This window comes from Rhodanobacter sp. Col0626 (assembly GCF_049994385.1).
Classification (GTDB): domain Bacteria; phylum Pseudomonadota; class Gammaproteobacteria; order Xanthomonadales; family Rhodanobacteraceae; genus Rhodanobacter.
In genome coordinates, this window is record NZ_CP188260.1 from 3,501,133 (window position 1) to 3,526,063 (window position 24,931).

Genomic DNA, 24,931 nt, shown 5'->3' on the forward strand with positions numbered 1-24,931 from the left:
TCAGGCCGGTTCGGCCTGCGACGCCGCGGTGTTCATGATTTGCGCCAATGCGCTGGTCAGCTGCTCGCCGCTGAGCGGCTTGCGCAGGAATCCGTCCATGCCCGCCGCACGGGCACGCGCTTCGTCCTGGCCGCCCGTGCGCGCGGTCACCGCCACGATCGGCAGATGCTGGCCAGCGTGTTCGCGCTGGCGGATCAGCCGGGCGATCTGGAAACCGTCGACCCCGGGCAGGTCCAGGTCCAGCAGCATCGCATCGCAACCCGCGTGCGCCAGTTCGGCCAGCGCGGCGAGACCGTTGGTCACATGCACCACGATGTGTCCCTCGCGCTCCAGCAGCCCGCGGATCACCGCCGCGACGATGGTGTCGTCCTCCACCAGCAACAATCGATAGCTGCGGTCGAGTACCTCCGGCGCCGGCAACGATAAACCGGCCGGTTCGGCCAATGGCAGGCGTACCCGGAACGTGCTCCCATGGCCCATACGCGATTCCAGCTCGATGCTGCCGCCCATCATGTCGACCAGCTCGCGGCAGATCGCCAACCCCAGTCCGCTGCCGGCACGGCGCTGCGGTCCGTCTTCCTGCTCGAAACGCTGGAACAAACGCGCCTGGCTTGCCTCGGGAATGCCCGGGCCGGTATCGCTGACGCTCAGCAAAAGGCCCTCCGCCGTGCGCTGCGCGCGCAGGGTGACGTGGCCGTGCTCAGTGAATTTCAGCGCGTTGTTGGCCAGGTTCAACAGCACCTGCTTGATCCGCAGCGCATCGCCGACCAGCTGCGCCGGCAGGTCGTCGGCCATCTCCAGCACGAAGCGGATGCCCCTCGCATGCGCCAGGCCCTGCTCCAGTTGCGCCACGTCGTCCAGCAGCTGGCGCGGATCGAACGGCGACGGTTCCAGCTCCAGCCGGCCGGCCTCGATGCGGGCCAGGTCCAGCGCGTCGTTGAGCAGTTTCAGCAGCATGCCGCCGGAGCGTTGCATCGCCTGGGTGTAGTCGTGCTGTAGCGGGTTCAGCGGCGTGCTCAGCAGCAGTTCGGCCATGCCCATCACACCGGTCATCGGGGTGCGGATCTCGTGGCTCAGCGTAGCCAGGAACTGGGTCTTGGCCGCGCTCGCCGCCTCGGCCATCTGCCGCTGCTGCTCGACCATTTCCACGTGGTGATGCCGCGCCAGCCGGCGGCGCCAGATGCGCAAGCCGAGCCACGCCGCGACCAATACCAGCAACGCATAGATCAGCCACGCCCACCAGCGCCGCCACGGCGGTGCCTGCACCTGAACCGCCAGCGGCGCCTGCAGGTGAACCCATCGGCCATTCGCACCGGCAGCCATGACGTCCAGTGTGTAGCTGCCGGCGCCCAGTCCGGTGAATTCGCGTTCACCGTGATTACCGGTGTCCACCCAGTTGCTGTCGAAGCCGTGCAGGCGAAAGCGATAGTGATTGGCGGCGGGATCGATGTAGGAGAACAGCCGCACAGCGACGTTGATACCGCGATCCTTCCAGCCAAACCGCAGCACTTTTCGTCCTTGCGGCATCATCTGAACCTTGCCGTTGCGACGCACGCCGACCTGGGTGATCGCCAGTGGCGACACGCTGTCCCGATCGCGAACCCGATCGGGGTTGAAGCCCACCACGCCACCGAGTGTCGGCGCGTAGAGGTTGCCGTCGGGCATCAGCGCATAGCCGCGGGAAAATTCGCCATTGGCCAGGCCGTTCTGCAATCCGAACGAATGGAACCGCCCGTCCTGCGGGTCGAAACGCCACAGGCCATCACGACCCAGCAGCCATACCCGCTCCAACGCATCGACGTGGACGTCGACCACGTTGATGGATGGCCAGCCCTGGGCGGCACCGACCGAGCGGTCGAGCACCAGTCCATCGCCCTGGTAGTGGTAATGCTCCAGGCCATCGGGGCACGCCAGCCACAGGCCATCGGGACTGAAATCGAAAGCGTTCACCGCACGATCGCCGGACACGCCCGGGATCGCGCTGAACCGGTCCTGGTGCGGATCAAGCCGCAGCATGCCGCCATCGCTGGCATACCAGAAGACACCATCATGCAGCGTGAGCTGGCTGCCCCAGAACACTCGCTGGTTGGACTGGTCCATGGGCACCCGGGTGACCGCAAGTGTGTCCTGGTCGATGCGGAAAAGGCCCTCGCCGAACGTACGCACGTACATCCTTCCGTCGGGCCCCGATTCCACTTCCAATGGATGTTGCAGCCAGCGGCTGTCCGGATCGATCCGTTCCGGCTTGCCGCCGACGGTGTAGCGATAGAGCGCGCCGCGTACGGTGATCCACAATCGCTCCCGCGCATCCTGGGTCATTCCCAGTACATCGCCACCGAGGCCGGACAGCACGTGCTCGACCTTGCCGCTGACCGGGTCGAGCTTGTCGATCCGGCCGGCACGCTCACCGACCCAGACCCGCCCATCATGGCCGCGCGCCATCGCCGTCACGACGGAATCGCGCAGGCTGGCGGGATCATCCGGGATATGGGTGAACCGGCTGGTGTCATCCCAGCCGGGCGCCAGATAGGCCACGCCACCGTCCAGCAGGGTCACCCAGAGTCCACCTTCGTGATCGGCCAGGATCGACCACACCCAGGTACCCGGCAGGTCGCCATGCAACACGGGCTGGTCGGTGACTTTCAGCGCCGGCGCACCCGGATCCTGCAGGAACAGGCCATGCTGGGTGCCCACCCAGAGATGGCCGGCAGTGTCGCGCACGCTGCTGAAGGTGTTGCCTTGCGATAGCCCGGCGGACATCGGCCGCGCCACGTCATCATCACCGACCTGCAACAAGCCATCCGCGGTGGCGATGCGCACTTCGCTGCCGTCGCCGTCGATATGCCAGGCATCGATGGGCACGGCGCTATCGCGTCGGGTTATCCGATGCGTGCGGCCGGCAGCATCACGCCGGAACAAGCCGATATTGCTGCCGATCCACAGCTGCTGCCGATCGTCGACATAGAGGGCGGCCACCAGCCCATAGGCCACCGGATCATCGCCCAGCAGTTCGTTGCGTACGTGCTCGAAACCGCGGCCGTCGGCACGCATGCGGTCGAGTCCGCGAACCGTGCCGACCCACAGGCTGCCGTCGGCGCTTTGCGCGATCGTCCAGACCTTGTCGCTGGCCAGGCTGGCCGGATCCCGCGGGTCGTGCCCCCAGTGCTCGAACGCGCCGGTCGTCGCGTCATAGCGATTCAGGCCCGCTTCCAGCCCGCCGGCCCACAGCCGCCCGTCGCGATCGAACAACAGCGAGGCGATGCCGTTTTCATGAAGCGAGTGGGCATCGTCTGCGATATGGCGAAAAACCTTGAAATCGACACCATCGTAACGGGCGATTCCACCCGCGGTGCCGAACCACATCGCGCCCTGTCGATCCTGCGCTACCGCATAGACGATGCTGCTGGGCAAGCCCTCCGCCGCGCCGTAGCGGCGGAATTGCGGAGTAGGCGATCGGCTGCGTGGAGCGGCCGTGCTCGCCGATGACGGCGCAGTCGGCGGCGTAACCGATGCAGGCGCGACCAGACCCAGGGCCAGACCCAGCCAGACTGAAAACATCAACACGTGCTCCCGGATTTTCGCCCCCCTCCATGGCGTACCGTACACGAAGCGACGGCGCGGGGGTCGGTGCCCGCTCCGTTCCGCGGCAATCCCGGCCACCGGGACGAACTTTGCGAGGTAGGCCCTCGCCTGTCGCTAGCCGGAATCGCCTGCTTTCGATGCCGTGGCCACGATCCGCGTCAATGCATTGACCAGTTGCTCACCGCTGAGCGGCTTGCGCAGGAATCCGTCCATGCCCGCCGCACGGGCGCGCGCTTCGTCCTGGCCGCCCGAGCGCGCGGTCACCGCCACGATCGGCAGATGCTGGCCGGCGTGTTCGCGCTGGCGGATCAGCCGGGCGATCTGGAAACCGTCGACCCCGGGCAGATCCAGGTCCAGCAGCACCGCATCGAAACTCGCATGCGCCAGTTCAGCCAGAGCAGCCAGTCCGTTGACGACGTGCACCACCACGTGGCCTTCGCGCTCCAGCAGGCCACGGATCACCGCCGCGACGATGGTGTCGTCCTCCACCAACAACAGCCGATGGATCTGGCCGGTGGCGACAGTCGCCTGTGGCAGCGGCTCCGCGTTGGACGGTTCGACCAGCGGCAGGCGTACCCGGAACGTGCTGCCATGGCCCAGACGCGATTCCAGCTCGATGCTGCCTCCCATCATGTCGACCAGCTCGCGGCAGATCGCCAACCCCAGGCCACTGCCGGCACGGCGCTGCGGTCCGTCTTCCTGCTCGAAACGCTGGAACAAACGCGCCTGGCTCGCCTCGGGAATGCCCGGGCCGGTATCGCTGACGCTCAGCAAAAGGCCCTCCGCCGTGCGCTGCGCGCGCAGGGTGACGTGGCCGTGCTCGGTGAATTTCAGTGCGTTGTTGGCTAGATTCAACAGCACCTGCTTGATCCGCAGCGCATCGCCGACCAGCTGCGCCGGCAGGTCGTCGGCCACCTCCAGCACGAAGCGGATGCCCCTCGTGTGCGCCAGGCCCTGCTCCAGTTGCGCCACGTCGTCCAGCAGCTGGCGCGGATCGAACGGCGACGGTTCCAGCTCCAGCCGGCCGGCCTCGATGCGGGCCAGGTCCAGCGCATCGTTGAGCAGCTTCAGCAGCATGCCGCCGGAACGTTGCATCGCCTGGGTGTAGTCGTGCTGCAGCGGGTTGAGCGGCGTGCTCAGCAGCAATTCGGCCATGCCCATCACGCCGGTCATCGGGGTGCGGATCTCGTGGCTCAGCGTGGCCAGGAACTGGGTCTTGGCCGCACTCGCCGCCTCGGCCATCTGCCGCTGCTGCTCGACCATCTGCATGTGATGACGTTGCGCCAGGCGCCTGCGCCAATTGTGCAGGAGCAGACCAGCCACGATGACCAGCAGCAGCACATAGACCACCCACGCCCACCAGCGCATCCATGGCGGCGCTTCGACATGGATGCGCAATGGCCGGGCCAACGCCCGCCACTGGCCCGCGGCGGTGGCGCCCATCGCGTTCAGGGTGTAATCGCCGGCACCGAGTCCGGCGAACTCACGCTCGCCGCGGCTGCCGACATCGACCCAGTCGCTGTCGAATCCGCTGAGGCGATAGCGATAGCGGTTGCTCACCGGATTAACGTAGGAAGCCAGTCGGGCGGTCACCTTGAGGTCGCGGTCACGCCAACCGAGCTGCACGGTCCGGTGGTCCAGCGCCAGGGCTTGAGTGGAACCATCCCGGCGTATGCCGAGGCTGGTCAGGGTCACCGGTGGCACGGGCGGCACGGGATGGTCATGGCCCCATTGCGCGAGGCGCGCCGGTTGAAAAGCGGCCACGCCACCGCTGTCCGGCGCAAAGATCATTCCATCCGGTGCCATCTCGGTCACGCCGGCACCGAACTCGGCATTGAAAAGACCCTGCTCGGGTCCGAACGAAGTGAAACGATGGGTGGATTTGTCGAAACGCCACAGCCCCGGATTGGCGAACAGCCACAACCCGCCCTGGTGGTCGACGCGCAAGGCCATCAGGTCGGAAGCCAGCTTGGCACGGCCCGTGTCGACGACATCGTCGCGTACCGCCCGGCCATCGGCATAACGGTAGTGTTCCAGCAGTTGATCGGAGACCAGCCAGAAGCCGTCGTCATCGAAGTCGAACGTGCGGATGTCGTGCGCAGGCACGCCCGGCACGGAGGCAAGCCGGCCGGTCCGGTCGTCCAGCCGCATCAGGCCGGCGGCGCTGGCATACCAGAGCGCGCCCGCATGGAAACTCAGTTGGGAGGGAAGCAACCGGCTGCCATCTCCCTCCGCACCCTCCATCGGCACGCGCGTGATCGCCAGACTGTCCGGATCGATGGCGAATATCCCTTCGCCCCAGGACGCGACATAGACCTTGCCGTCGTTGGCGGCAGCCAACAGCACGGGCCGGGTCAACCCCGCGGGTTCGATGTCGATCGATCGGAGCTTGCCGTGATCGAATAATTGCAGGCCGCCCGGAACGGCAATCCACAATCGATCGCGGGTGTCCTCGGCCAGCTCCATCACCTGACCGCGGATGCCCTTCACCGCATGCTCGACACGTCCGGTCGCCACGTCCAGCTTGTCGATCCAGCCATCGTCGCCACCCACCCACAGCTTGCCGTCGTGGCTGAGCCGCAGGGTCGCCGCCGAGATATTCGACAGGCTGCCGGGATCGTCCGGCACATGGGTAAACCGCATGAAGCCATCCCAACCCGGCGGCAGGTAGGCAATGCAGGACTCCTCGAACGTGATCCAGAGGCCGCCCTCCCGGTCGATCGCGGTGCGCCAGGTCTTGCTGGCAGGCAGGCCGCCGGGTAACAGCGGATGTCCCTTGATCGACAGCAACTGCCCGTCACCACCATCCAGCAAGAGGCCGTCGGCCCTTCCGATCCACAGGCGGCCCTGCTGGTCGCGCGCGCTGCTGAGGACGCGTGACGACGACAGCGATGGCTCCATCAATGGTCGCGCCACGCCGTCGCGCCCGATGATCAGCAATCCGCCGTCGACGGCGACGCGGACCTCGTCATTGCCACCTTCGATGCCCCATATCTTGTGCAGGTCGCCGTGATACGAGGGATCCACCGGCACGCGCTGCAGCGTGCCGTCGGACTGGCGCAGATACAGCCCGCTCTCCGCTCCGATCCATAGCCGTCCATCGGACTCCGCCAGCAAGGCCCGGATCGGACCAAACGAAGCGCCAGGCGTGCCGGCCAGATCCAGTGGCACGTGATCGAAGCCCGTTCCATCCGGACGCAGGCGATCCAGCCCGCCCTGGGTCGCTACCCACAACGCGCCGTCGGCGGTTTGGGCGATGCTCCAGACTTCATTGCTGGCGAGACTGCCCGGCTTGCCGTCATCGTGCTGCCACTGGCGAAAGCTGCCGTCGACCTGGTCGTAGGCGATCAATCCGCCCGTGATGCCCCCGGCCCATAGACGGTTGTCGCGATCCACCAGCAAGGCATAGACCGTATTGAACGGCAACGAGTGCGGGTCATCCACGCTATGCCGGAAAACCTTGAAATCGATGCCGTCGTAGCGAATCAGGCCACCGGCCGAACCGAACCACATCAGCCCGTTCTTGTCCTGCGCCACGGCATAGACCGGCCCGCCCGGCAGGCCATCGGCAATCCCGAATCGACGAAACTGCGGAGTCGACGCCGTCGTGGCAGTGATGACCGATGCATCCACCATGGCGCCGAACGGCGCAGCACCACCCATCATGACCCTGGATGAAGTGACCGCCAAAACCATATTCAACACGAACGACGCGAGCATCCCCGATCCCCTCTGCCCTTTCCCCATCATGCCACCGGCATCGCGACATGCCAAAACACGCCCTGCAGTCCGGCTGCATGCACGGCCATGCCCGGTGGAACGACTCGTCTAGAATGTCCGCATGTCCCGACGCCTGCGCCTGCTGTTTGCCGCCCTGGCCGTAGCTGCCTTGCTATGGCTGCTGTTCGCTGCCGCCGAACGCGCGCTGGCATTGGCGCAGCGCTTTCTGGCCTTGCCGGCCTGGCTGCAATGGACGCTGGGCGGCGTGCTGCTGGTCTTTGCCGCGGCGGGTCTGAGCGTGCTGCGGTGGCTGCTGCGTCCCCGGCGCAAACGCCGGCCGATGCCGGTACCCGATCGCGACAGCCTCGAACAACGCATCGGCCGATTGCGCGAACGCGGCGCCGACACCGGTGCACTGGCCGGCGAATTGGGCGAGCTCGATCGACGTCGTGCGAGCACGCGCATCTACGTTGCCCTGTTCGGAGAAATCTCCACCGGCAAATCCAGCCTGATCCGCGCACTGGCTCCGCACTCCCACATCGCCAGCGACGCGCGCGGCGGCACTACCCGTGAGGTCGCTCACTACGACGGCGCGCTGCCCGACGGCCGCACTGTGGTGCTGGCCGACGTACCCGGCAGTCGCGAGGCCGGCGGCGAAACGCATGAAACGCTGGCGCGCGATGAAGCCCTGCGCGCGCATGCCGTCATCTATCTGTGCGCTGGCGACCTCAGTCGTACCCAGGCCGAGGAATTGCGCTGGCTGGCCGACTTCGGCAAGCCGCTGCTGCTGGTGCTGAACAAGGCCGACCAGTGGACGCCGCCGGAACTCGAGCAGTTGCTCTCGCGACTGCGCCGGCAATCGCGCGATGTCGTCCATGCCGTGCTGGCGATCAGCGCTGGCGGCAGCGAACGCTATCAACGCCAGCTCGCCGACGGCAGCACCGAGTCGATCGAACGCCAGCGAAAGGCCGCGATCGCGCCCCTGCTGCAGGCGCTGGATCGCATCACCGCGCCCGGCGCCGCGGGGCTGGAAAGCCAGCGCGAGAACGCGGTGCTGGCCGGCCTGCATCAGCGCACCGGCACGCTGGAAACGCAAACGCGTGCCGAGGAAGCCGAACGCATCGTGCGCAAGTACGCGCGCCGCGCGATCGTCGGCGCCATGGCCGCGGTGGCACCGGGCAGCGACCTGGTGATCCAGGGCGTGCTCGCCACCGGCCTCACCCGCGCGCTGGCCGAGTTGTACGGCGTGAAAGTCAGCGATGTGCAGATCGAGGATTTCGTGCAGCAGGCAAAACTCACCCTGCGCACCGGCAGTTCGATCGTGCTGGCCGTCGCCGGCAATGCCCTGAAAGCCTTTCCCGGCCTGGGCACGCTCGGCGGCGGTGTGCTCCACGCGTTTGCCTACGCGCTGATCTTCGACTCGATGGGCCGCGCCCTCGCTGCATCGCTGGCCGAAAGGCAAACCCTGGATCAGGACGACGCCGGTGCCCGTCTGAAGGAACTGCTCACCGACGCGGGCGGCACGCGCTTGCGGCAACTGGCCACGCTGACGCTCGATGCGGTACGCGAGCGCGACAGCGCCGATTGATGGTTTCCCGGTGGCGATCTCCTCGCACGATGATTGGATCGCTCACCGAAACCCATCGTTCAGACAGCGACGCTGGCAGCCCCGCGATCAATCGGCCAGACTTCCCCCCATGTTTCGCCCCTACCTCATCCGCTGGCTGTGGTGTCTCGCGGCAACCCTCCTGCCGCTGGCGGTGCATGCCGCGGCGGACGGCTGGCGCTACGACACCGTGCACAGCCAGATCCTCTTCAGCATCAGCCACAACGGCTACTCGCGCCCGTTTGGACGGCTGCATATCGCGCGCGGTTGGCTGCGTTTCGATCCGGATGACTGGAGCAACGCAGCAACCGAGCTGGATATCGACCTGGCTGGCGTGGACATGGGCGACGCCGGCTGGAATGCGGCTGTATGCAAACCGGCTTTGCTCGATTGCGCGGGCGATCGCTACGCCCATTTCGCCAGCACCCGCGTCGAACGCACGGATGACCACCACGGCGTACTGCACGGCCAGCTGACCCTGCACGGCATCACCCGTCCGCTGGACCTTCCATTTACCTTCAACCGCGCCGCCAAGACCATGTACGAACTGCACAAGGTGGCCGGCTTCTCGGCCACCGCCACGCTGGATCGAAGCAGCTTCGGCATCACCGCCAACCCCGGCTCGATCGGCGGGCAGGTCAGCGTGTGGCTGGAGTTGGAAGCGGTTCGTGACGACCACGCCCCGACAACCTCGAAGGAGCAACCATGAGTCTGCGCAGCAACGATCGCCAGTGGGGTTCGGTGGCAAAGCTGTTCCATTGGATCATCGCGCTGGCGATTCTCGGCAACGGCACGTTCGGCCTGCTGATGGATCTGGCCCATTCGCCGATGCAGAAGATCAACTGGCTCGCGCTGCACAAGTCGATCGGCCTGACCGTGCTGGCGCTGGTACTGCTGCGCATCGTGTGGCGCTGGCATGACCGCCGCCCGCCCGATGAGCCCATGCCGCGCTGGCAGCAGCTCGGTGCGCATGCCGTACACGGCCTGCTGTACGTGCTGATCGTGGCGATTCCACTCAGCGGCTGGTGGTTCAATTCGGTCACCGGCAAGCCGCTGCAGTGGTTCAAGCTGTTCAACCTGCCGGCGCTGGCGGCGAAGAACGACGATGTCCGTCACTTCGCGCACGCCGTGCATGAATACCTGTTCTGGTTCCTGCTGCTGGTGCTGGTGGCGCACGTCGGCGCCGCGCTGAAGCATCATGTGTTCGACAACGACAACGTGCTGCGCCGGATGCTTCCGTTCGGCCGTACACGCCCGCGCCCGACTTCCGAAGGAGATCCGTCATGAAACGTCTTGCCATCGTGCTGCTTGCGCTCGGACTGCCCTGCGCTGCCGCAGCCACCGACTACAGCGTGCAGCCCGCAGCCAGCAAGCTCGGCTTCAGCACCACCTTTCAGGGCGAGTCGTTCGACGGCCAGTTCGGGCAGTGGACGGCCGCGATCAGCTACGACAACGCCAACCTGGCCAGCTCGAAGTTCGACGTGGAAGTAACCCTGGCCAGTGCGAAAACCGGCGACAACGATCGCGACACGGCGCTGCCCGGCGCCAACTTCTTCGATGTGGCGAAATTCCCGAAAGCCCGTTTCGTCACCACGGGTTTCCGCAAGAGCGGCGCGCGGGTGATTGCCGACGGCAATCTGACCTTGCGCGGCACAACCAAACCGATGAGCCTCGACGTGGCGTTCAAGCCACAAGGCAGCGGCGCCACGCTGGACGTGGCCGGCACGGTGAAGCGGCTCGATTTCGGCGTCGGTACCGGTGACTACGCCGACACCTCGGTGATCGGTGGCGATGTGAAAATCACTGCGCATCTGCAGCTGGCGCCGAAGTAAACGGCGCCACGATGAATCGTGACGAGCTGTGGCTGCGCCTGCGCCGCTGGATCACTCCGGCGCCGGCCATCGTCACGCCCGCGCCGCGACCGTCGAACGATTCGACGCGGGTGGCCGACAGCCTGCGCGCACTGCTGGACGACCCAACCATCCCGGTTTCGGTACGCAGTGAACTGGCCGTCGATTTCAGTCGCATCGAGAACATGCTGGACAAGCTCGAACGCGGCGAGCTGCACGTTGCCGTGTTCGGTCGCGTGTCGACCGGCAAATCGGCACTGGGCAATGCACTGCTCGGGCGCGAGGCCTTCACCGTCGGCGTGCTCCACGGCACCACCATCGACGCCGAGCACGCGACACTCGACGAAGCACAGCACGACGGCCTGGTGCTGATCGATACGCCCGGCATCAACGAGCTGGATGGCGAGACTCGCGAACGGCTGGCGTTCGAGGTGGCCGAGGTCAGCGACCTGGTGGTCTTCGTCTGCGACGGCGACCTCACCCGCGAGGAGCTCGATGCGCTGAAGATACTCGCCGCCACCCAGCGTCCGCTGCTGCTGGCGTTGAACAAGGCCGACCGTTACGGCCAGGACGAGCGCGAAAGCCTTCTGCAACACCTGCGCCTGCGCGTGGCCGGCCTGATCCGGACCGAGGATGTGCTCGCCGTGGCTGCAAGGCCAGCACCGCAACGCGTGGTCGAAGTGGATGCTCGCGGACACGAACAGACCCGCGAGCAATTGCGCGCGCCGGATGTTGCCGCCCTGCGCGAACGACTGTTGGCGATCGCCGCCCGTGAAGGCAAGACACTGTCGGCGATCAATGCCGGCTTGTACGCCGGCCGGCTCACTGACCAGGTCAGCACGCGCATCGCACAGACCCGGCAGGCGGTGGCGGCAAAGCTCATCCGCCACTACTGCCTCGCCAAGGGCGTGGCGGTGGCATTGAATCCGATTCCCGTCGCCGATCTGCTCGCCGCCGCAGGACTGGACGCAGCGATGGTGGTGCAGCTGTCGCGCGTCTATGGCCTGCCGTTGACGCGCGCCGAATCCGGCCGGCTGGTGGCGGTGATCTCGGCCCAGCTCGCCGCGCTGATGGGTGCGATCTGGGGCATGCAGCTGGTCGCCTCCGCACTGAAAGGCATGAGCGCAGGCCTGTCGGTGGTGGTCACCGCCGCCGCGCAGGGCGCGTTGGGCTGGTATGCCACCGTGCTGATCGGCCGTGCCGCGGAGCGCTATCTGATCGCCGGCAAGTCATGGGGCGAACAGGGCGCCAAGCGCGCGGTCAGCGAGGTGGTGGCTGCGCTCGACCGCGATTCGATCCTGCGCGAGGCACGCGAGGAAATCCTGCGACGATTGAAGATGCGTAGCGCCTGAATCAGGCGCCTGCCGGTCCGGTTTGCAAACGGACCGATCACAATGGCCGTCGCACCACGCACACTTCAATCCCGTAACGGCAGGAACTGGGTGCATAAATCCCGGGCATCACTTGCCTGGGTTAGCCTTGCCGCTCGCAGCCCTTCTCCTGCCCTCGTGCAGGTGGCGGGCGTTCGACCTGGCCATGGCGACCTGGCGGGCGACGTGTAACGCGTCATCGCAGCCGCATCTGGCCATCCAGACGATGAGGAATACCGATGAAGCCACCGATCTGTTTTCGCGCGGCGGCCTGGCTGATGGCATCGGCCGTGGCCCTGCCCGTGGCGGCCCTGCCAGTGGCGACGCGCGACGCGGCACCTGTCATGCACGGCAAGGCCAATCCCGGCGCCGTGGTCGAACGCGGCGACGTGCGCTTCACCGTGCTCACCCCGCGCATGATCCGGATGGAGTGGTCGCCCGACAAACACTTCGTGGATGCTCCGTCGCAGGTATTCATCGACCGCGACCAACCGGTACCGAAGTTCACCACCGCCACCCGCAATGGCGAAATCCACATCGACACGGCATCGCTGAGCCTTACCTACACATTGGGCAGCGGCCGATTCAGCGAGAAGAACCTCACGATTCATTCGAAGGATCTCAAGACGGCTTTCAACTGGCATCCCGGACAGATTGAATCGGGCAATCTCAAAGGCACGGCGCGAACGCTGGACCGGTACCGCGGCGACGTGCAGCTCGGCAGCGGCAAGCACCTGGACCTCGGACAGGGCCTGCTTTCGCAACAGGGTTGGCACTTGGTCGACGATTCGAAAAGCTTCCTGTTCGACGACAGCGCGTGGCGCTGGGTCGAGAAACGCCGCTGTGCGGATTGCCAGGACCTCTATTTTCTCGGCTATGGCCATCAGTACGAAAAAATCCTGGGCGACTACGCCAACGTCGCCGGGCGCGAACCGATGCCGCCGCGTTTCGCCTTCGGTTACTGGTGGTCGCGCTACTGGAACTACTCGGACAGCGAAATCCGCGACTTGGTCGAAAACTTCGAACGCTACGGGATCCCGCTGGACGTACTGGTCATCGACATGGACTGGCACCGCACCGACGGCCTGAGCGAAGACTCCCGCTATGCCAAGGAAGACACGTTCGGGCAACCGGTCGGATGGACCGGCTACACCTGGAATCGCAGCCTGTTTCCGGCACCGTCGCAATTCCTGGCGTGGTTGCACGGCCAGAAGCTGAAGGTGACGCTGAATTTGCACCCGGCCTCGGGCGTGACGCCGAGCGAAGCCCAGTATCCCGCCTTCGCCAAGGCCATGGACGTGCACGACGGCAAGGCGATCGGCATCGAGACCGCCGACAAGCGCTTCATGGGCAGCCTGTTCGACACCGTGCTCGATCCGCTGCGTGCCGAGGGCATCAACTTCTGGTGGCTGGACTGGCAGCAGTGGCCTGATTCGAAAACGCTGCCGGGCCTGTCCAATACCTGGTGGCTCAACTACGTGTTCTATACGCACATGCAACGGGCCGACAAGGAGCGCGCGCTGATCTACCACCGCTGGGGCGGCCTGGGGAACCATCGCTACCAGGTCGGCTTTTCCGGCGACTCGGTGATCTCCTGGCAGTCGCTCGCCTACCAGCCCTACTTCACGGCCACGGCATCCAACGTGCTCTATGGCTACTGGAGCCATGACATCGGCGGACACATGTTCGCCGACGACACGCCGGAAAACGAACGCCATATCGATCCGGAACTCTACGTGCGCTGGATGCAGTTCGGCGCCTTCAGCCCGATCCTGCGCACCCACTCCTCCAAGGAAGCGGCGCTGCGCAAGGAACCGTGGGGATTCCCGCCCGAGGTGTTCGCTGCACTGCGCCAGATCATCGACCTGCGATACGCCATGGCGCCGTATATCTACACCGCCTCGCGCGAGGCCTACGACAGCGGCATCTCGCTGATGCGTCCGCTTTACTACGCGTGGCCGGACGAGGCGAAGGCCTACGACGCCGACAACGAGTACATGTTCGGCGACGATCTTCTCGTCGCGCCCGTCGCGCAACCGATGAAGGACGGCGCGGCGACCGTCGCCACCTGGCTGCCGCCGGGCCGCTGGTACGACCGCAACCGCGGCGACGTGCTCGACGGCGGGCAGACTGTCACGCGCGACTACACGCTGGACGAGGTGCCGGTATTCGTCCGCGCCGGCGCGGTGGTGCCGATGAACCCGTTCTCGGTGAAGAAACTGCAGGACATGGACAACAGCGCCGTCGTGCTGCGCCAGTTTCCCGGAGGAAACGCACACACGCGGCTGTATACAGACGCCGGCAACAGCGAGGGTTATCGCCGCGGCGAATACGCCTTCACCGCGATCGACGGCCAGCGCGACGCGCATGCCGCCACGCTGACCGTTGGCCCCCGCCAGGGTCGCTATCCGGGCATGCCGCAAGGCACCCAGTTCACGGTCGAACTGCCCGACGCGACGCTGCCGCAAAGCGTCGTGGTCAATGGCAAGCGGTATGCGCGGTCGGATGATGCGCGTACGGGCTATTGGCAGTATGACGGCGACACCTTGACGGCCCGCATCAGCGTGCCTGCCCTGTCCGCCGGACAGCCGCTCAAGGTCGTCGTGCGTTTTGCCGACGACGCGGTCGATATCGCCGGCTTGCGTTACCGCATGAAGCGCGTCGGGGCCGCGGTCGAATGGCTGAAATACCACTGGGATTCGCAAAGCCCGCTGCCGGATGATGTTTCGCTGGCAGCGCAGCTCGGCCGCCTGATCGACTACCAGCCCGAGCAGCTGCCGGTGCTGGTGAAGGCGTTCAACACACGGCTGGCCAAGCTGTCGGCCGAGGTCGATCGGTCGCATGCCGATACGCAGGTGAAGGCCCACTTCGCCGGGATGATCAAGGCCATCGACAAGGGCTGAGCGAAAGCTTGGGCGACGAATAAGCGGTTCGATCCTGTGCGAGACGCGCGAGAAAGGTTGCGCGCTAGCTGCACCGCCACTTCTGGGGAGTGGCAAGCGTGATGCTCTCGTTCGATCCGACCAAAAGCATCGCGACTGAAGTCGCTCCCACAGTACGAAGGGATGATTCGAGCCCCGGCCCTGTGGGAGCGACTTCAGCCGCGATTGGACGTCCATACGTCGAACGCGCGCCTTCAGCGAATACCCCCAAGGGTTTTCCCCAGCTAGGGAAGCTCCCGAATAGGCGCAGCCGCCACGCAGTGCTGCAATCGCTCCATGCGCCGTCGTACGGCCGTCACGCGATTCCTTCACTTGTGAGGTTTGCCATGTCCGCAGTCAGTGCCGCCACCGCTTCGCCCTCCGCCGCCCAGGCCAGCAGCTCACCGGAGGTGTATTACGTACGCAGCGGCGACTCGCTCTCGGGGATCGCGCAGCGCTTCGGCGTGTCGCTGTCCGCGCTGGAAGCGGCCAATCCGCAGATCAGCAATCCGAACATGATCTTCCCGGGCGAACGCCTGACGATTCCCGGCGGCCATGGCGGCAGCGCACCGGCGCCGGCACCGGGCGGCTCGGCACCGGGCAAAGGCGCGCCAGCATCCGGCTTCAGCATCAGCCAGAACGGCGTGCACATGCTGGAAGGCTTCGAGGGTTTGAGGCTGCAGGCCTACCAGGACTCGGGTGGCGTGTGGACGATCGGCTACGGCCACACCCACGGCGTCCATGCCGGGGAGCACATCAGCCAGGCCACGGCCGAGCAATACCTGAAGGATGATCTTGCCTGGGCGCAGAACGCGGTACGCAGCAACGTGCATGTACCGATCAACCAGAACCAGTTCGATGCCCTGGTCAGCCTGACCTACAACCTCGGTGCGAACGGCTATTCCGGCCTGCTCAGCGACCTGAACCGTGGTGACTACGCCGCCGCGCAAAATGATTTCCATGACTACGTGCATGCCGGCGGCGTGGTGCTGCAGGGCCTGGTAAACCGGCGCAACCAGGAAGCGGAGCTGTTCGGCAGTTCCGCCCCCGGTGGCGCGCCAGCGCCTGCTCCTGCACCCGCTCCTGCGCCAGCTCCCGCTCCCGGTGGGCATGGCGGCAACTACACCGTGCAGCCGGGCGACACGCTGTCCGGCATCGCCCAGCGCCAGGGCATATCGCTGGCGGCGTTGCGCGCGGCCAATCCGCAGATCAGCAACGCCAACCTGATCTATCCGGGTGAGGTCATCCACCTGCCGGGCAGTAGCAGTCCGGCACCGGTCAGCCACAACTACACCGTGAAGAGTGGTGACTCGCTGTCCTCGATCGCCTCGCACAACGGCGTGTCGCTGGCCGCGTTGCAAGCGGCCAATCCACAGATCAGCCATCCCAACTTGATCTATCCAGGCCAGGTCATCCACATCCCCGGCAAGGCTGCCGCGGCGCCGGCACCGGCCAAGGCCACCACGCACAACTACACCGTGAGGAGCGGCGACACGCTGTCCGGCATCGCCGCGAAAAATCACATGACGCTGGCAGCACTGCGCAAGGCCAACCCGCAGATCAGCAACCCCAACCTGATCCATGTCGGACAAGTCGTCCACGTTCCGGGTGCCGGCTCTGCACCGGCACCAGCGCCCGCCCCTGCCCCTGCGCCAAGCACGCACAACTACACCGTTCGCTCGGGCGACACGATGTCCGGCATCGCGGCGCACAACGGCGTGTCGCTGGCCGTGCTGGAACACGCCAATCCGCAGATATCGAACTTCAACCGCATCAGCGTCGGCCAGGTCATTCATCTCCCTGGCGCCGGCAGCACGAGCCCGGTCGGGGGCTCCGGCTCGGTCAAAGGCACCAACGCCGCAGCGATGGGCAAGAAATACCTCGGCCGTTACGAGTCGGATCTGCAGAACGCCGGCGTGACGCTGCGCTGCGATACCAGCGAAAGCTGCGCCAACTTCGTCACGGCGATGCTGAAACAGTCCGGCAAGTTGCCGGGCGGCTTCTCCTTCGCCCAGCGGGTCAATGTGCACAGCATGAGCACGGGCTTGCAGAACCACGGCTGGCACAAGGTCAGCCTGGCCAACGCGAAGCCGGGTGACGTGTGGGTTTGCGATGGCGCCCACGGTGAATCGCATACCGAGATCGTCGCCAGCAACGACGGCCACGGTCACATCACCCTGATCGGCTCCAACAACCATCCAGTGCGCAGCAACCAGCAGATCAACTACGACACTTACTCGGCCAGCATCGGTGGTTCCTACATCCTCGCGCCGCCCTGAGCGAACGTGCACGCATGACGAAAGGGCGAGCCGCGAGGTTCGCCCTTTTTGTCGCCGACTGCGGTAAAGCAGAATCCGATCGCGTGGCTTGTTTAAAGACTGTCGTGTGCAGGAAAGATCGCTGACGGCGCACCGTACTCCTCGCCCCACGCCACCCACGCCATATCGGTCGAGCCGAGGCTGTATGCCAGCACCTGCCATGCATCGTGCTGCTGGCGCAGCAGCGCTGCGTATCTGTCGGACTTGTGCCCGCGTTCGGCGGCAGCCTCGTGCGGCGTGCCACGGTAATCGACCGGCTGGCCGCCCGGCCCCTGCATCTGCGCGTGCAGGAACGCCCAGCCATCGAGCACCTGCAGCTGTTTGACCACAAACTGCACCGGGGTCCCCAGCTCCTGTTCCGCCGGCACCCGCGCGACATCCAGAATCGCCGCGCGACCGGGCGAGCCTGACGGCGGTGTGTCGGCGGTGTTGCGGGCGGGCGTGGCGGTCATGGCGAAACCTCACAGGCAGGACGGAAGGCTGGATATCGGCGCGCCGGGAACGGAAAGCCGCCGTCGACGCATCCGGGCCAGTATGCGCGGCACACTGGACCTGTCTCAGCTAGGGTTTTCCCTGATGGCCGGTGGTCGACGACTCGACGTCCAGAAACCGGCGCACCGCGTCGGCATCGAATGGCCAATCCAGTTCGCGGCCATCGCGGTCATCGCGCAGCACCGGCACGCGAGTCCCATAGCGCGTCACCAGTTCGGCACTGTCGTCCACCCACGCGCTGTCGAAATCCGGCGCACGCGCCTCGGCCAGCACGGCGATGGCCTGATCGCACAAGTGACAATAATCGCGTTGATAGAGGACGAGGTCGGCCATGCGCGGGCGAACGGACTGCCAAACAGGAAGGGCACGCGTAGAATAACGCGTTCACCCAAATCACAGCAGCGCACTCATGGCCGTCAGCGTATTCGACCTCTTCAAGATCGGCATCGGACCTTCGTCCTCCCACACCGTGGGGCCGATGCGCGCGGCCGCGCGTTTCGCCGAACGCTGGCTGGAAGAAAAAGGCGTGCTCGACCGCGTCACCCGCGTGCGCGCCGAACTGTACGGCTCGCTGGCGATGACCGGCCGCGGCCACGGCACCGACAAGGCGGTTCTGCTCGGATTCGAGGGCCAGCACCCGGACACCGTCGATCCCGACCAGATTCCCGCCACGCTCGAACGCATCCGCGGCACGCACCGCCTGCGCGTGCTGGGCAAGCACGAGATCGAATACGAAGAGAAGCGCGACCTGGTCTTCAACAAGCGCCAGAAGCTGCCGTTCCACACCAACGGCATGCGCTTTTCCGCCTACGACGCCGACGGCAACGAACTGGCCACGCGCGACTACTACTCGGTCGGTGGCGGCTTCGTGGTCAACACCGACGAGGCCGCCGAAGACCGCATCGTCGCCGACACCACCGAGCAGCCGTACGCCTTTACCACCGGCGACCAGATGCTGGCGCTGTGCAAGCAGCACGATCTGACCATCGCGCAATTGATGATGGCGAACGAAAGCGTGTGGCGCCCGGAGGCGGAAACCCGCGCCGGCCTGCTGACGATCTGGAAGGCCATGCAGGACTGCGTCGCCCGCGGCCTGCGCTCGCCCGGCGTCCTGCCCGGCGGCCTGAAAGTCACCCGTCGCGCCCCGGCGATGGCCGACGAACTGCGCAACCAGCCCGAAGCCGCGCTGAAGGATCCGCTGACCATCCTCGACTGGGTCAACCTGTACGCACTCGCCGTCAACGAGGAAAACGCCGCCGGCGGCCGCGTGGTCACCGCGCCCACCAACGGTGCCGCCGGCATCGTGCCCGCGGTAGGCCATTACTACCTGCGCTTCTGTCCGAAAGCGGATGACGACGGCATCGTCAACTACCTGCTCACCGCCGCCGCCATCGGTATCCTGTACAAGGAAAACGCCTCGATCTCCGGCGCCGAAGTCGGCTGCCAGGGCGAAGTCGGCGTGGCCTGCTCGATGGCCGCCGGTGGCCTCACCGCCGCGCTCGGCGGCAACGTGATGCAGGTCGAGAACGCCGCCGAAATCGGCATGGAACACAACCTCGGCCTCACCTGCGACCCGATCGGCGGCCTGGTGCAGATCCCCTGCATCGAACGCAATGCGATGGGCTCGGTCAAGGCAATCAACGCCAGCCGCATGGCATTGAAGAGCGACGGCAAGCACCGCGTCTCGCTCGACAAGGTGATCAAGACCATGCGCGACACCGGCCGCGACATGAAGGACAAATACAAGGAAACCTCGCGCGGCGGCCTCGCGGTCAACGTCATCGAGTGCTGACGCGCCAGGTTTGCACCTGGGGTGTTCCCTAGGCTTCGCACGCCTTGCGGATGGCTCGTACCTAGGGAAACGCCCAGTGTTGGCGGTGGGTGCGACAGCTCATCATTCATGCGTTTCCCTCTCTCATTATCAGAGCAGAAGCCATGAACATGCGCATTTTCCTCGATGGCGCCAGCAGTACCCAGCTGCCGCAAAACACGCCGCCACCGGCTACCTACACGGCCAAGCCACACGACACCGTGCAGAGCGTAGCGAAGAGCCACGGTGTGACGCCGGAGGAACTGGCGCGCAGCAATGGCATCCACTTCGATGCGACGCTGACCGCTGGGCAGCAACTGAAGCTGCCACCGAACGCGAAGCTGACGGCCGAGGAGAAGCACCAGGACACGCCGCAGACGCCGCGGGAGAAAACCGACGCGGCTTACGACAAATACCTGCAGGCGCAATACGCCGTGAGCGCCGACCAGCGGTCACCCGCCGGCAAGGCCGATGTCAACGGCGACCGCGCGAACCTGTCCCAGGCGAAGGCCGAGTTCGACAAGGCAGTGAAGGCCGAGGTCGCCGGCCAGGTCGCCCAAGCCAACCAGGGCGTGCCCGGTCAGTACCGTACGCCGCAAGACAAGCTGATCGCGCAGTACGGAGCGCAGATCGAGGCGCGCTACAAGGGCGATGCGAACGGACAGAACGAGGTCAAGAGCGCAGTCGCCGACTTCCAGTTGCAGGCCAAGGCGGAAAGCCTGATCCCCGGCTACTCCGGCGACTGGAGCGCCGCCGACAAGCTCAAGGGCATCGACCTCAGCGGCCAGCCGCAGGCGGTCATCGACAAGGTGCTGGCCGATCCGCGTGTGCAGCAGTGGATCAAGGACGCGGCGCATGAGGCCACCACCAAGCCGACCACCGACGACGTGAAATACCTGGCGGATCTCGCCAAGGCCTCGCCGCAGATCGCCAGCAAGGTGATCCAGCAGTGGTGGGGATCACAGGACTCGCAGTCCATCATGGTGACCACCGGCGCCGCGGTCACCTCCGCTACCGATCCGGACGTCTACAAGAACCTCGCCACGCTCTACAACGCCCTGGCCGGCACGCCCGGCGGCGAGCAGGTGCAGCAGCAGATCGCCAGCACCATCGCCAACCAGCAGCAGGACAACCCGATGGCCCTGCAGCACACGTTGAACCAGGCCATCCAGGATGGTGCGGATCCGAAACTGGCGCTGGCGGTAGCCAGCCAGATGGAGGCCAACGGCAAGCACGATGCCGCCATGGAGGTGGTCGGGTCGGTCAAGGGCGGCGTGCTCAATTACCAGAAGCTCACGCTCAAGAACGACATGCAGGCGTATGCGAAGCAGACCGAAGAGCTCAACCAGATGCTCAAGAATCTTGGTCCCGGCACGACGCAGGAGCAGCGACAGAAGCTGGTCGAGGCCTACATCAAGGGCAAGGGCAAGGACTGGCAGGGCCAGCTCAAGGCCGACAAGGACAAGATCGTCGCCGACGTGCGCCGGCTCGACGCGGACCTGGTCGCGTTGAAGACCGGAAACATGCCGGACAACCTCAAGCAGTTCGGCATCAGCGACGACGCCTTCGAGCGGTTCGGCGACGACGAGACCACGCGCCAGGCGGTGCAATTCGTCGCCGAGCAGGATCCGAGCGTATTCGGGGGCAAGGAAGGCGGCGAGGCGGCCAAGCTGTGGGTGGAGATCGGCCACAAGAACAAGGACTTCGTCGAGGCCGTCGGCAAGGCTTACGTGGCAGGCAATGTGCTGCCGGCGCTGAGCCACATCAATCCGAACGATCCGGCCAGCGTGGCCAATGCGCGCCAGACACTGGAAAACTTCCGCGGCACGGCGTCGAAGATGCTGGGCATTCCGCAGGAAGAGGTCGACAAGGGCATCAACAAGCTGGAAAGCGTGCTCACCTCGCTGAAGAGCGAATCGATCGAGGACGCGATCCAGGGCAAGGGCATCAACGCGCTCGGCGCCACGCAGAAGGAGCTGCAGGAGCTGAAGGAACTGCCGTTCAGCGACAAGGGCGCGGGCCTGGCGTTCCGCAGCCTTGCCTTCGGCATCACCGGCGCCGCGCTGATCAACCAGACCGGCAAGACCATCGACGACCCGAGCGTGCAGAACATCCTCGGCACCGCCGCTTTCGCGCTCGATCTCGCGCCCAGCAAGACCGCGCTTACCGCCACCATCCAGGCGCTGGACAAGAATGGCGTGCTCGAGCGCTGGGGCGTCGGCGCCGCTGGGCTGACCGAGAAGTTCATCGGCGTCATCAACGTCGCCTACTTCGCCGCTGGCGCGGTGAGCGGGTTCTCCAAGGGCGACTACCCCACCGCGATCTTCTCCACAGTCGGCGCAGGCGGCGCGGCGCTGGCCGCCTTCGGCGGCGAGGAGATCCTGGGCGGCCTGGCCGGCCCGATCGGCATCGCCATCGCAACCATCGCGGTGGTTGCGCTGAGTCTGATCGAAGGCCATCACGAGAAGAAGGAAATGCAGGAGAACGAAGCCAAGTACCTGAAGGCTTCAGGCATGGACGAGGAAACGGCCGAAGCGCTGGCCAAGAGCGACCCGGATCAGCTCAAGCAGCTCCAGGCCACCGGCATGACGCCGGAGCAGATCCAGGAACTGGGCAAGGACTATCCGCAACTGCTGCAGAGCGAGCACAGCGGCAATCCCTACGTCGGCGACTGGCCGGACCTGCAAAAGCGTACCGGCATGAGCGGCACGGATCTCTTCAACGTGCTCAAGGCGGCCGACGAAGGCGGCAAACCCGGCGCGGGTATCGCCGAACTGAGCTATGTGCTCGGGCATCCGAACTTCTTCCCCGCCGTCACCCAGGTGCAGAACCGCGGCCAGCTGATCGAGGCCTTGCGCACGCAGGCGAAAGCGTTCCGCATCAGCTCGATCGACAAGGACCAGAGTAACCAGCAGGCCAAGGCGCTGGAGCAGGCCGCCGACTGGCTGGCGGCGCACTGATCGGAGGCGTGGCCTGCTCGATGGCCGCCGGCGGCCTCAACGCCGCCCTTGGCGGCAACGTGATGCAGGTCGAGAACGCCGCCGAGATCGGCATGGAACACAACCTCGGCCTCACCTGCGATCCGATCGGCGGCCTGATGCAGATCCCCTGCATCGAACGCAATGCGATGGGCTCGGTCAAGGCGATCAACGCCAGCCGCATGGTATTGAAGAGCGACGGCAAGCACCGCGTCTCGCTCGACAAGGTAATCAAAACCATGCGCGACACCGGCCGCGACATGAAGGACAAATACAAGGAAACCTCGCGCGGCGGCCTCGCGGTCAACGTCATCGAGTGCTGAAAGCCCTCATCCTCTCGCGGGCGATGCTCCACGCGAAAACACCATTACGCCACGGATCGCAAAACGACCGACACCGGAAGTATTGACGGCCTTCATGTGGGAGCGGCTTCAGCCGCGATGCTTGTAGTTTCCGGAAAGGCATCGCGGCTGAAGCCGCTCCCACAGTCGCTTCTGCGGGGCATCGCACCCGAGGTGTGACGTGTGGTGGGTGACACGGAGCGGTCAACTCTGCAACCATCGACCTCTTTTGGCGCATTCGACGCCCTCCGCAGGAGCTTCCATGTCCCAAGACAGCCCCATCCGCCGCGACGTCGGCCCCTTCGCCCTGATGCTTACCGGTCTGGGTTCGATCATCGGTTCCGGCTGGTTGTTCGGCGCATGGCGGGCGGCGCAGATCGCCGGCCCCGGTGCGATCTGGGCGTGGGTGCTCGGAGCGGCGATCATCATGACGATTGCCCTGACCTATGCCGAACTCGGTGCGATGTTTCCCGAATCGGGCGGCATGGTGCGTTATGGCCACTACTCGCACGGGTCGCTGGTGGGTTTCATCGCGGCGTGGGCCAACTGGATCGCGATCGTCTCGGTGATTTCGGTGGAGGCCGAAGCGTCGGCGCAATACATGTCGTCGTGGAAATGGCAGTGGGCGAAGGATCTCTATCACCAGGTGCCGGGAGGCCATGGTGAGCTGAGCACCAACGGACTGCTGATCGCCGCCGCGCTGGTGGTGATGTATTTCCTGTTCAACTTCTGGAGCGTCAAGCTGTTCGCGCGTTCGAACACCGCGATCACGCTGTTCAAGCTGATCATTCCCGCGCTCACCGCGGTGCTGCTGATACTCAGCGGCTTTCACCCGGAGAATTTCTCCGTCGGTATCCACGGTGAACTGCACAAGACCGACTTTCCTTCCATCCTCACTGCAGTCGCCATCGCCGGCATCGTGTTCAGCTTCAACGGATTCCAGAGTCCGGTGAACCTGGCCGGCGAAGCACGCAATCCGGGCAAGAGCATTCCGTTCGCGATCGTCTGTTCGATCGCGCTGGCCACGGTCGTTTACGTATTGCTGCAGGTGGCCTACATCGGCGCGGTGCCACGCGAGATGCTGGCCACTGCTGGCTGGCACGGCATCGATTTCAGTTCGCCGTTTGCCGACCTGGCGATCATCCTGGGCCTGCAGTGGCTGGCCACGCTGTTGTTCATCGATGCCGTGATCAGCCCCAGTGGCACCGGCATGACCTATACGGCCACCACGGCGCGGATGCTTTACGGCATGGAGCGCAACGGCACACTGCCGAAGATCCTCGGTCGCGTGCATCCGAAGTGGGGCGTGCCGCGGCCGGCGATGTGGGTGAACTTGGCGGTGTCGTTCCTGTTCCTGTTTTTCTTCCGCGGCTGGGGCTCCCTGGCGGCGGTGATCTCGGTGGCCACGATCATTTCCTACCTCACCGGTCCGGTCAGCGTGATGACGCTGCGCCGCACCGCGCCGGAACTGCATCGTCCGTTCCGCCTGTCTGGCCTGCCGATACTCGCCGGCATCGCCTTCATCATGTCGACCGAATTGCTGTATTGGGCCAAGTGGCCGCTGACCGGCGAAATCATTCTGCTGATGGTGGTCGCGCTGCCGGTGTATTTCTACTACCAGGCCAAGGCGGGTTGGCATGACTTCGGTCGACAGATGAAGGGCGCCTGGTGGCTGGTCTGCTACCTGCCTTCACTGGCCATCGTGTCGTGGGCCGGCAGCACCACGTTCGGCGGCAAGGGCTACCTGGCGTACGGCTGGGACCTGCTGATCGTCGCGGTGATCGGCCTGCTGTTCTATCTGTGGGGCGTGCGATCCGGCTGGCGCACACCGTCGGTGGAAGCGGCACGACTGGAAGCCCACGAGGATCCGAATGCGCCGCTGGTACCGCCGGACGAGGCGACTGCCGAGCGCATCACCGGACACTGAGTTCCGTTCCGGTCAC

General features: G+C 65.6%; 14 protein-coding genes and 1 pseudogene. 11 read left to right on the plus strand and 4 right to left on the minus strand.

All coding sequences use genetic code 11. The features are described from left to right. Entirely contained in the window at window positions 1-3,558 is a 3,558-nt protein-coding gene (locus tag ACPPVV_RS15480; protein ID WP_426700761.1) for an ATP-binding protein, read from the minus strand. Window positions 3,559-3,696: 138 nt separating this feature from the next. Further along, entirely contained in the window at window positions 3,697-7,302 is a 3,606-nt protein-coding gene (locus ACPPVV_RS15485; RefSeq protein WP_426700762.1) for an ATP-binding protein, read from the minus strand. Between the two features lie 121 nt (window positions 7,303-7,423). Between ACPPVV_RS15485 and ACPPVV_RS15490 the strand changes: the two genes are divergently transcribed. From ACPPVV_RS15490 to ACPPVV_RS15520, 7 genes are all read left to right on the plus strand, one after another. Beyond that, window positions 7,424-8,890, plus strand: a complete 1,467-nt coding sequence (locus ACPPVV_RS15490; protein ID WP_426700763.1) for a GTPase — start codon at window positions 7,424-7,426, stop codon at window positions 8,888-8,890. Between the two features lie 109 nt (window positions 8,891-8,999). Further along, on the plus strand, window positions 9,000-9,617 hold the full coding sequence (locus ACPPVV_RS15495; RefSeq protein WP_426700764.1) for a YceI family protein: 618 nt from the start codon (window positions 9,000-9,002) through the stop codon (window positions 9,615-9,617). Further along, window positions 9,614-10,195, plus strand: coding sequence for a cytochrome b (locus ACPPVV_RS15500; RefSeq protein ID WP_426700765.1), 582 nt, complete (start codon window positions 9,614-9,616; stop codon window positions 10,193-10,195). Before ACPPVV_RS15495 ends, ACPPVV_RS15500 begins: the two co-directional genes overlap by 4 nt. Continuing rightward, window positions 10,192-10,740, plus strand: a complete 549-nt coding sequence (locus tag ACPPVV_RS15505; protein ID WP_426700766.1) for a YceI family protein — start codon at window positions 10,192-10,194, stop codon at window positions 10,738-10,740. The genes ACPPVV_RS15500 and ACPPVV_RS15505 overlap by 4 nt, the downstream gene beginning before the upstream one ends. Window positions 10,741-10,751: 11 nt before the next feature. Continuing rightward, complete coding sequence (locus ACPPVV_RS15510; protein ID WP_426700767.1) at window positions 10,752-12,110, plus strand: DUF697 domain-containing protein; 1,359 nt, start codon at window positions 10,752-10,754, stop codon at window positions 12,108-12,110. Window positions 12,111-12,367: 257 nt separating this feature from the next. After that, complete coding sequence (locus ACPPVV_RS15515) at window positions 12,368-15,031, plus strand: TIM-barrel domain-containing protein (protein ID WP_426700768.1); 2,664 nt, start codon at window positions 12,368-12,370, stop codon at window positions 15,029-15,031. 365 nt (window positions 15,032-15,396) lie between these two features. Further along, entirely contained in the window at window positions 15,397-17,328 is a 1,932-nt protein-coding gene (locus ACPPVV_RS15520) for a LysM peptidoglycan-binding domain-containing protein (protein ID WP_426700769.1), read from the plus strand. 92 nt (window positions 17,329-17,420) lie between these two features. Here the strand turns inward: ACPPVV_RS15520 and ACPPVV_RS15525 are convergent, their stop codons facing one another. Then, window positions 17,421-17,819: a hypothetical protein gene (locus ACPPVV_RS15525; protein WP_426700770.1), complete on the minus strand. Its 399-nt coding sequence runs from the start codon at window positions 17,817-17,819 to the stop codon at window positions 17,421-17,423. Window positions 17,820-17,928: 109 nt separating this feature from the next. Then, on the minus strand, window positions 17,929-18,192 hold the full coding sequence (locus ACPPVV_RS15530) for a glutaredoxin family protein (protein WP_426700771.1): 264 nt from the start codon (window positions 18,190-18,192) through the stop codon (window positions 17,929-17,931). Window positions 18,193-18,268: 76 nt separating this feature from the next. Between ACPPVV_RS15530 and ACPPVV_RS15535 the strand changes: the two genes are divergently transcribed. The 4 genes and pseudogenes from ACPPVV_RS15535 (at window position 18,269) to ACPPVV_RS15550 (ending at window position 24,915) form a co-directional block, all read left to right on the plus strand. Then, entirely contained in the window at window positions 18,269-19,651 is a 1,383-nt protein-coding gene (locus ACPPVV_RS15535) for an L-serine ammonia-lyase (RefSeq protein ID WP_426700772.1), read from the plus strand. Window positions 19,652-19,794: 143 nt separating this feature from the next. After that, window positions 19,795-22,629: a LysM peptidoglycan-binding domain-containing protein gene (locus ACPPVV_RS15540; protein ID WP_426700773.1), complete on the plus strand. Its 2,835-nt coding sequence runs from the start codon at window positions 19,795-19,797 to the stop codon at window positions 22,627-22,629. Window positions 22,630-22,634: 5 nt separating this feature from the next. Beyond that, window positions 22,635-22,970 (plus strand): annotated as a pseudogene (locus ACPPVV_RS15545) (L-serine ammonia-lyase, iron-sulfur-dependent, subunit alpha); the annotation flags it as partial. 280 nt (window positions 22,971-23,250) lie between these two features. Beyond that, window positions 23,251-24,915 (plus strand): APC family permease, encoded by a 1,665-nt coding sequence (locus ACPPVV_RS15550; protein WP_426700774.1) that lies wholly within the window; start codon window positions 23,251-23,253, stop codon window positions 24,913-24,915. The last annotated feature ends 16 nt before the right edge of the window (window positions 24,916-24,931 follow it).

Coding starts and splice junctions, on each gene's coding strand:
- ACPPVV_RS15535 (WP_426700772.1), top strand. CDS start 18,269: ATGGCCGTCAGCGTATTCGACCTCTTCAAGATCGGCATCGGACCTTCG.
- ACPPVV_RS15505 (WP_426700766.1), top strand. CDS start 10,192: ATGAAACGTCTTGCCATCGTGCTGCTTGCGCTCGGACTGCCCTGCGCT.
- ACPPVV_RS15500 (WP_426700765.1), top strand. CDS start 9,614: ATGAGTCTGCGCAGCAACGATCGCCAGTGGGGTTCGGTGGCAAAGCTG.
- ACPPVV_RS15490 (WP_426700763.1), top strand. CDS start 7,424: ATGTCCCGACGCCTGCGCCTGCTGTTTGCCGCCCTGGCCGTAGCTGCC.
- ACPPVV_RS15485 (WP_426700762.1), bottom strand. CDS start 7,302: ATGCTCGCGTCGTTCGTGTTGAATATGGTTTTGGCGGTCACTTCATCC.
- ACPPVV_RS15520 (WP_426700769.1), top strand. CDS start 15,397: ATGTCCGCAGTCAGTGCCGCCACCGCTTCGCCCTCCGCCGCCCAGGCC.
- ACPPVV_RS15510 (WP_426700767.1), top strand. CDS start 10,752: ATGAATCGTGACGAGCTGTGGCTGCGCCTGCGCCGCTGGATCACTCCG.
- ACPPVV_RS15525 (WP_426700770.1), bottom strand. CDS start 17,819: ATGACCGCCACGCCCGCCCGCAACACCGCCGACACACCGCCGTCAGGC.
- ACPPVV_RS15480 (WP_426700761.1), bottom strand. CDS start 3,558: ATGTTTTCAGTCTGGCTGGGTCTGGCCCTGGGTCTGGTCGCGCCTGCA.
- ACPPVV_RS15550 (WP_426700774.1), top strand. CDS start 23,251: ATGTCCCAAGACAGCCCCATCCGCCGCGACGTCGGCCCCTTCGCCCTG.
- ACPPVV_RS15540 (WP_426700773.1), top strand. CDS start 19,795: ATGAACATGCGCATTTTCCTCGATGGCGCCAGCAGTACCCAGCTGCCG.
- ACPPVV_RS15530 (WP_426700771.1), bottom strand. CDS start 18,192: ATGGCCGACCTCGTCCTCTATCAACGCGATTATTGTCACTTGTGCGAT.
- ACPPVV_RS15515 (WP_426700768.1), top strand. CDS start 12,368: ATGAAGCCACCGATCTGTTTTCGCGCGGCGGCCTGGCTGATGGCATCG.
- ACPPVV_RS15495 (WP_426700764.1), top strand. CDS start 9,000: ATGTTTCGCCCCTACCTCATCCGCTGGCTGTGGTGTCTCGCGGCAACC.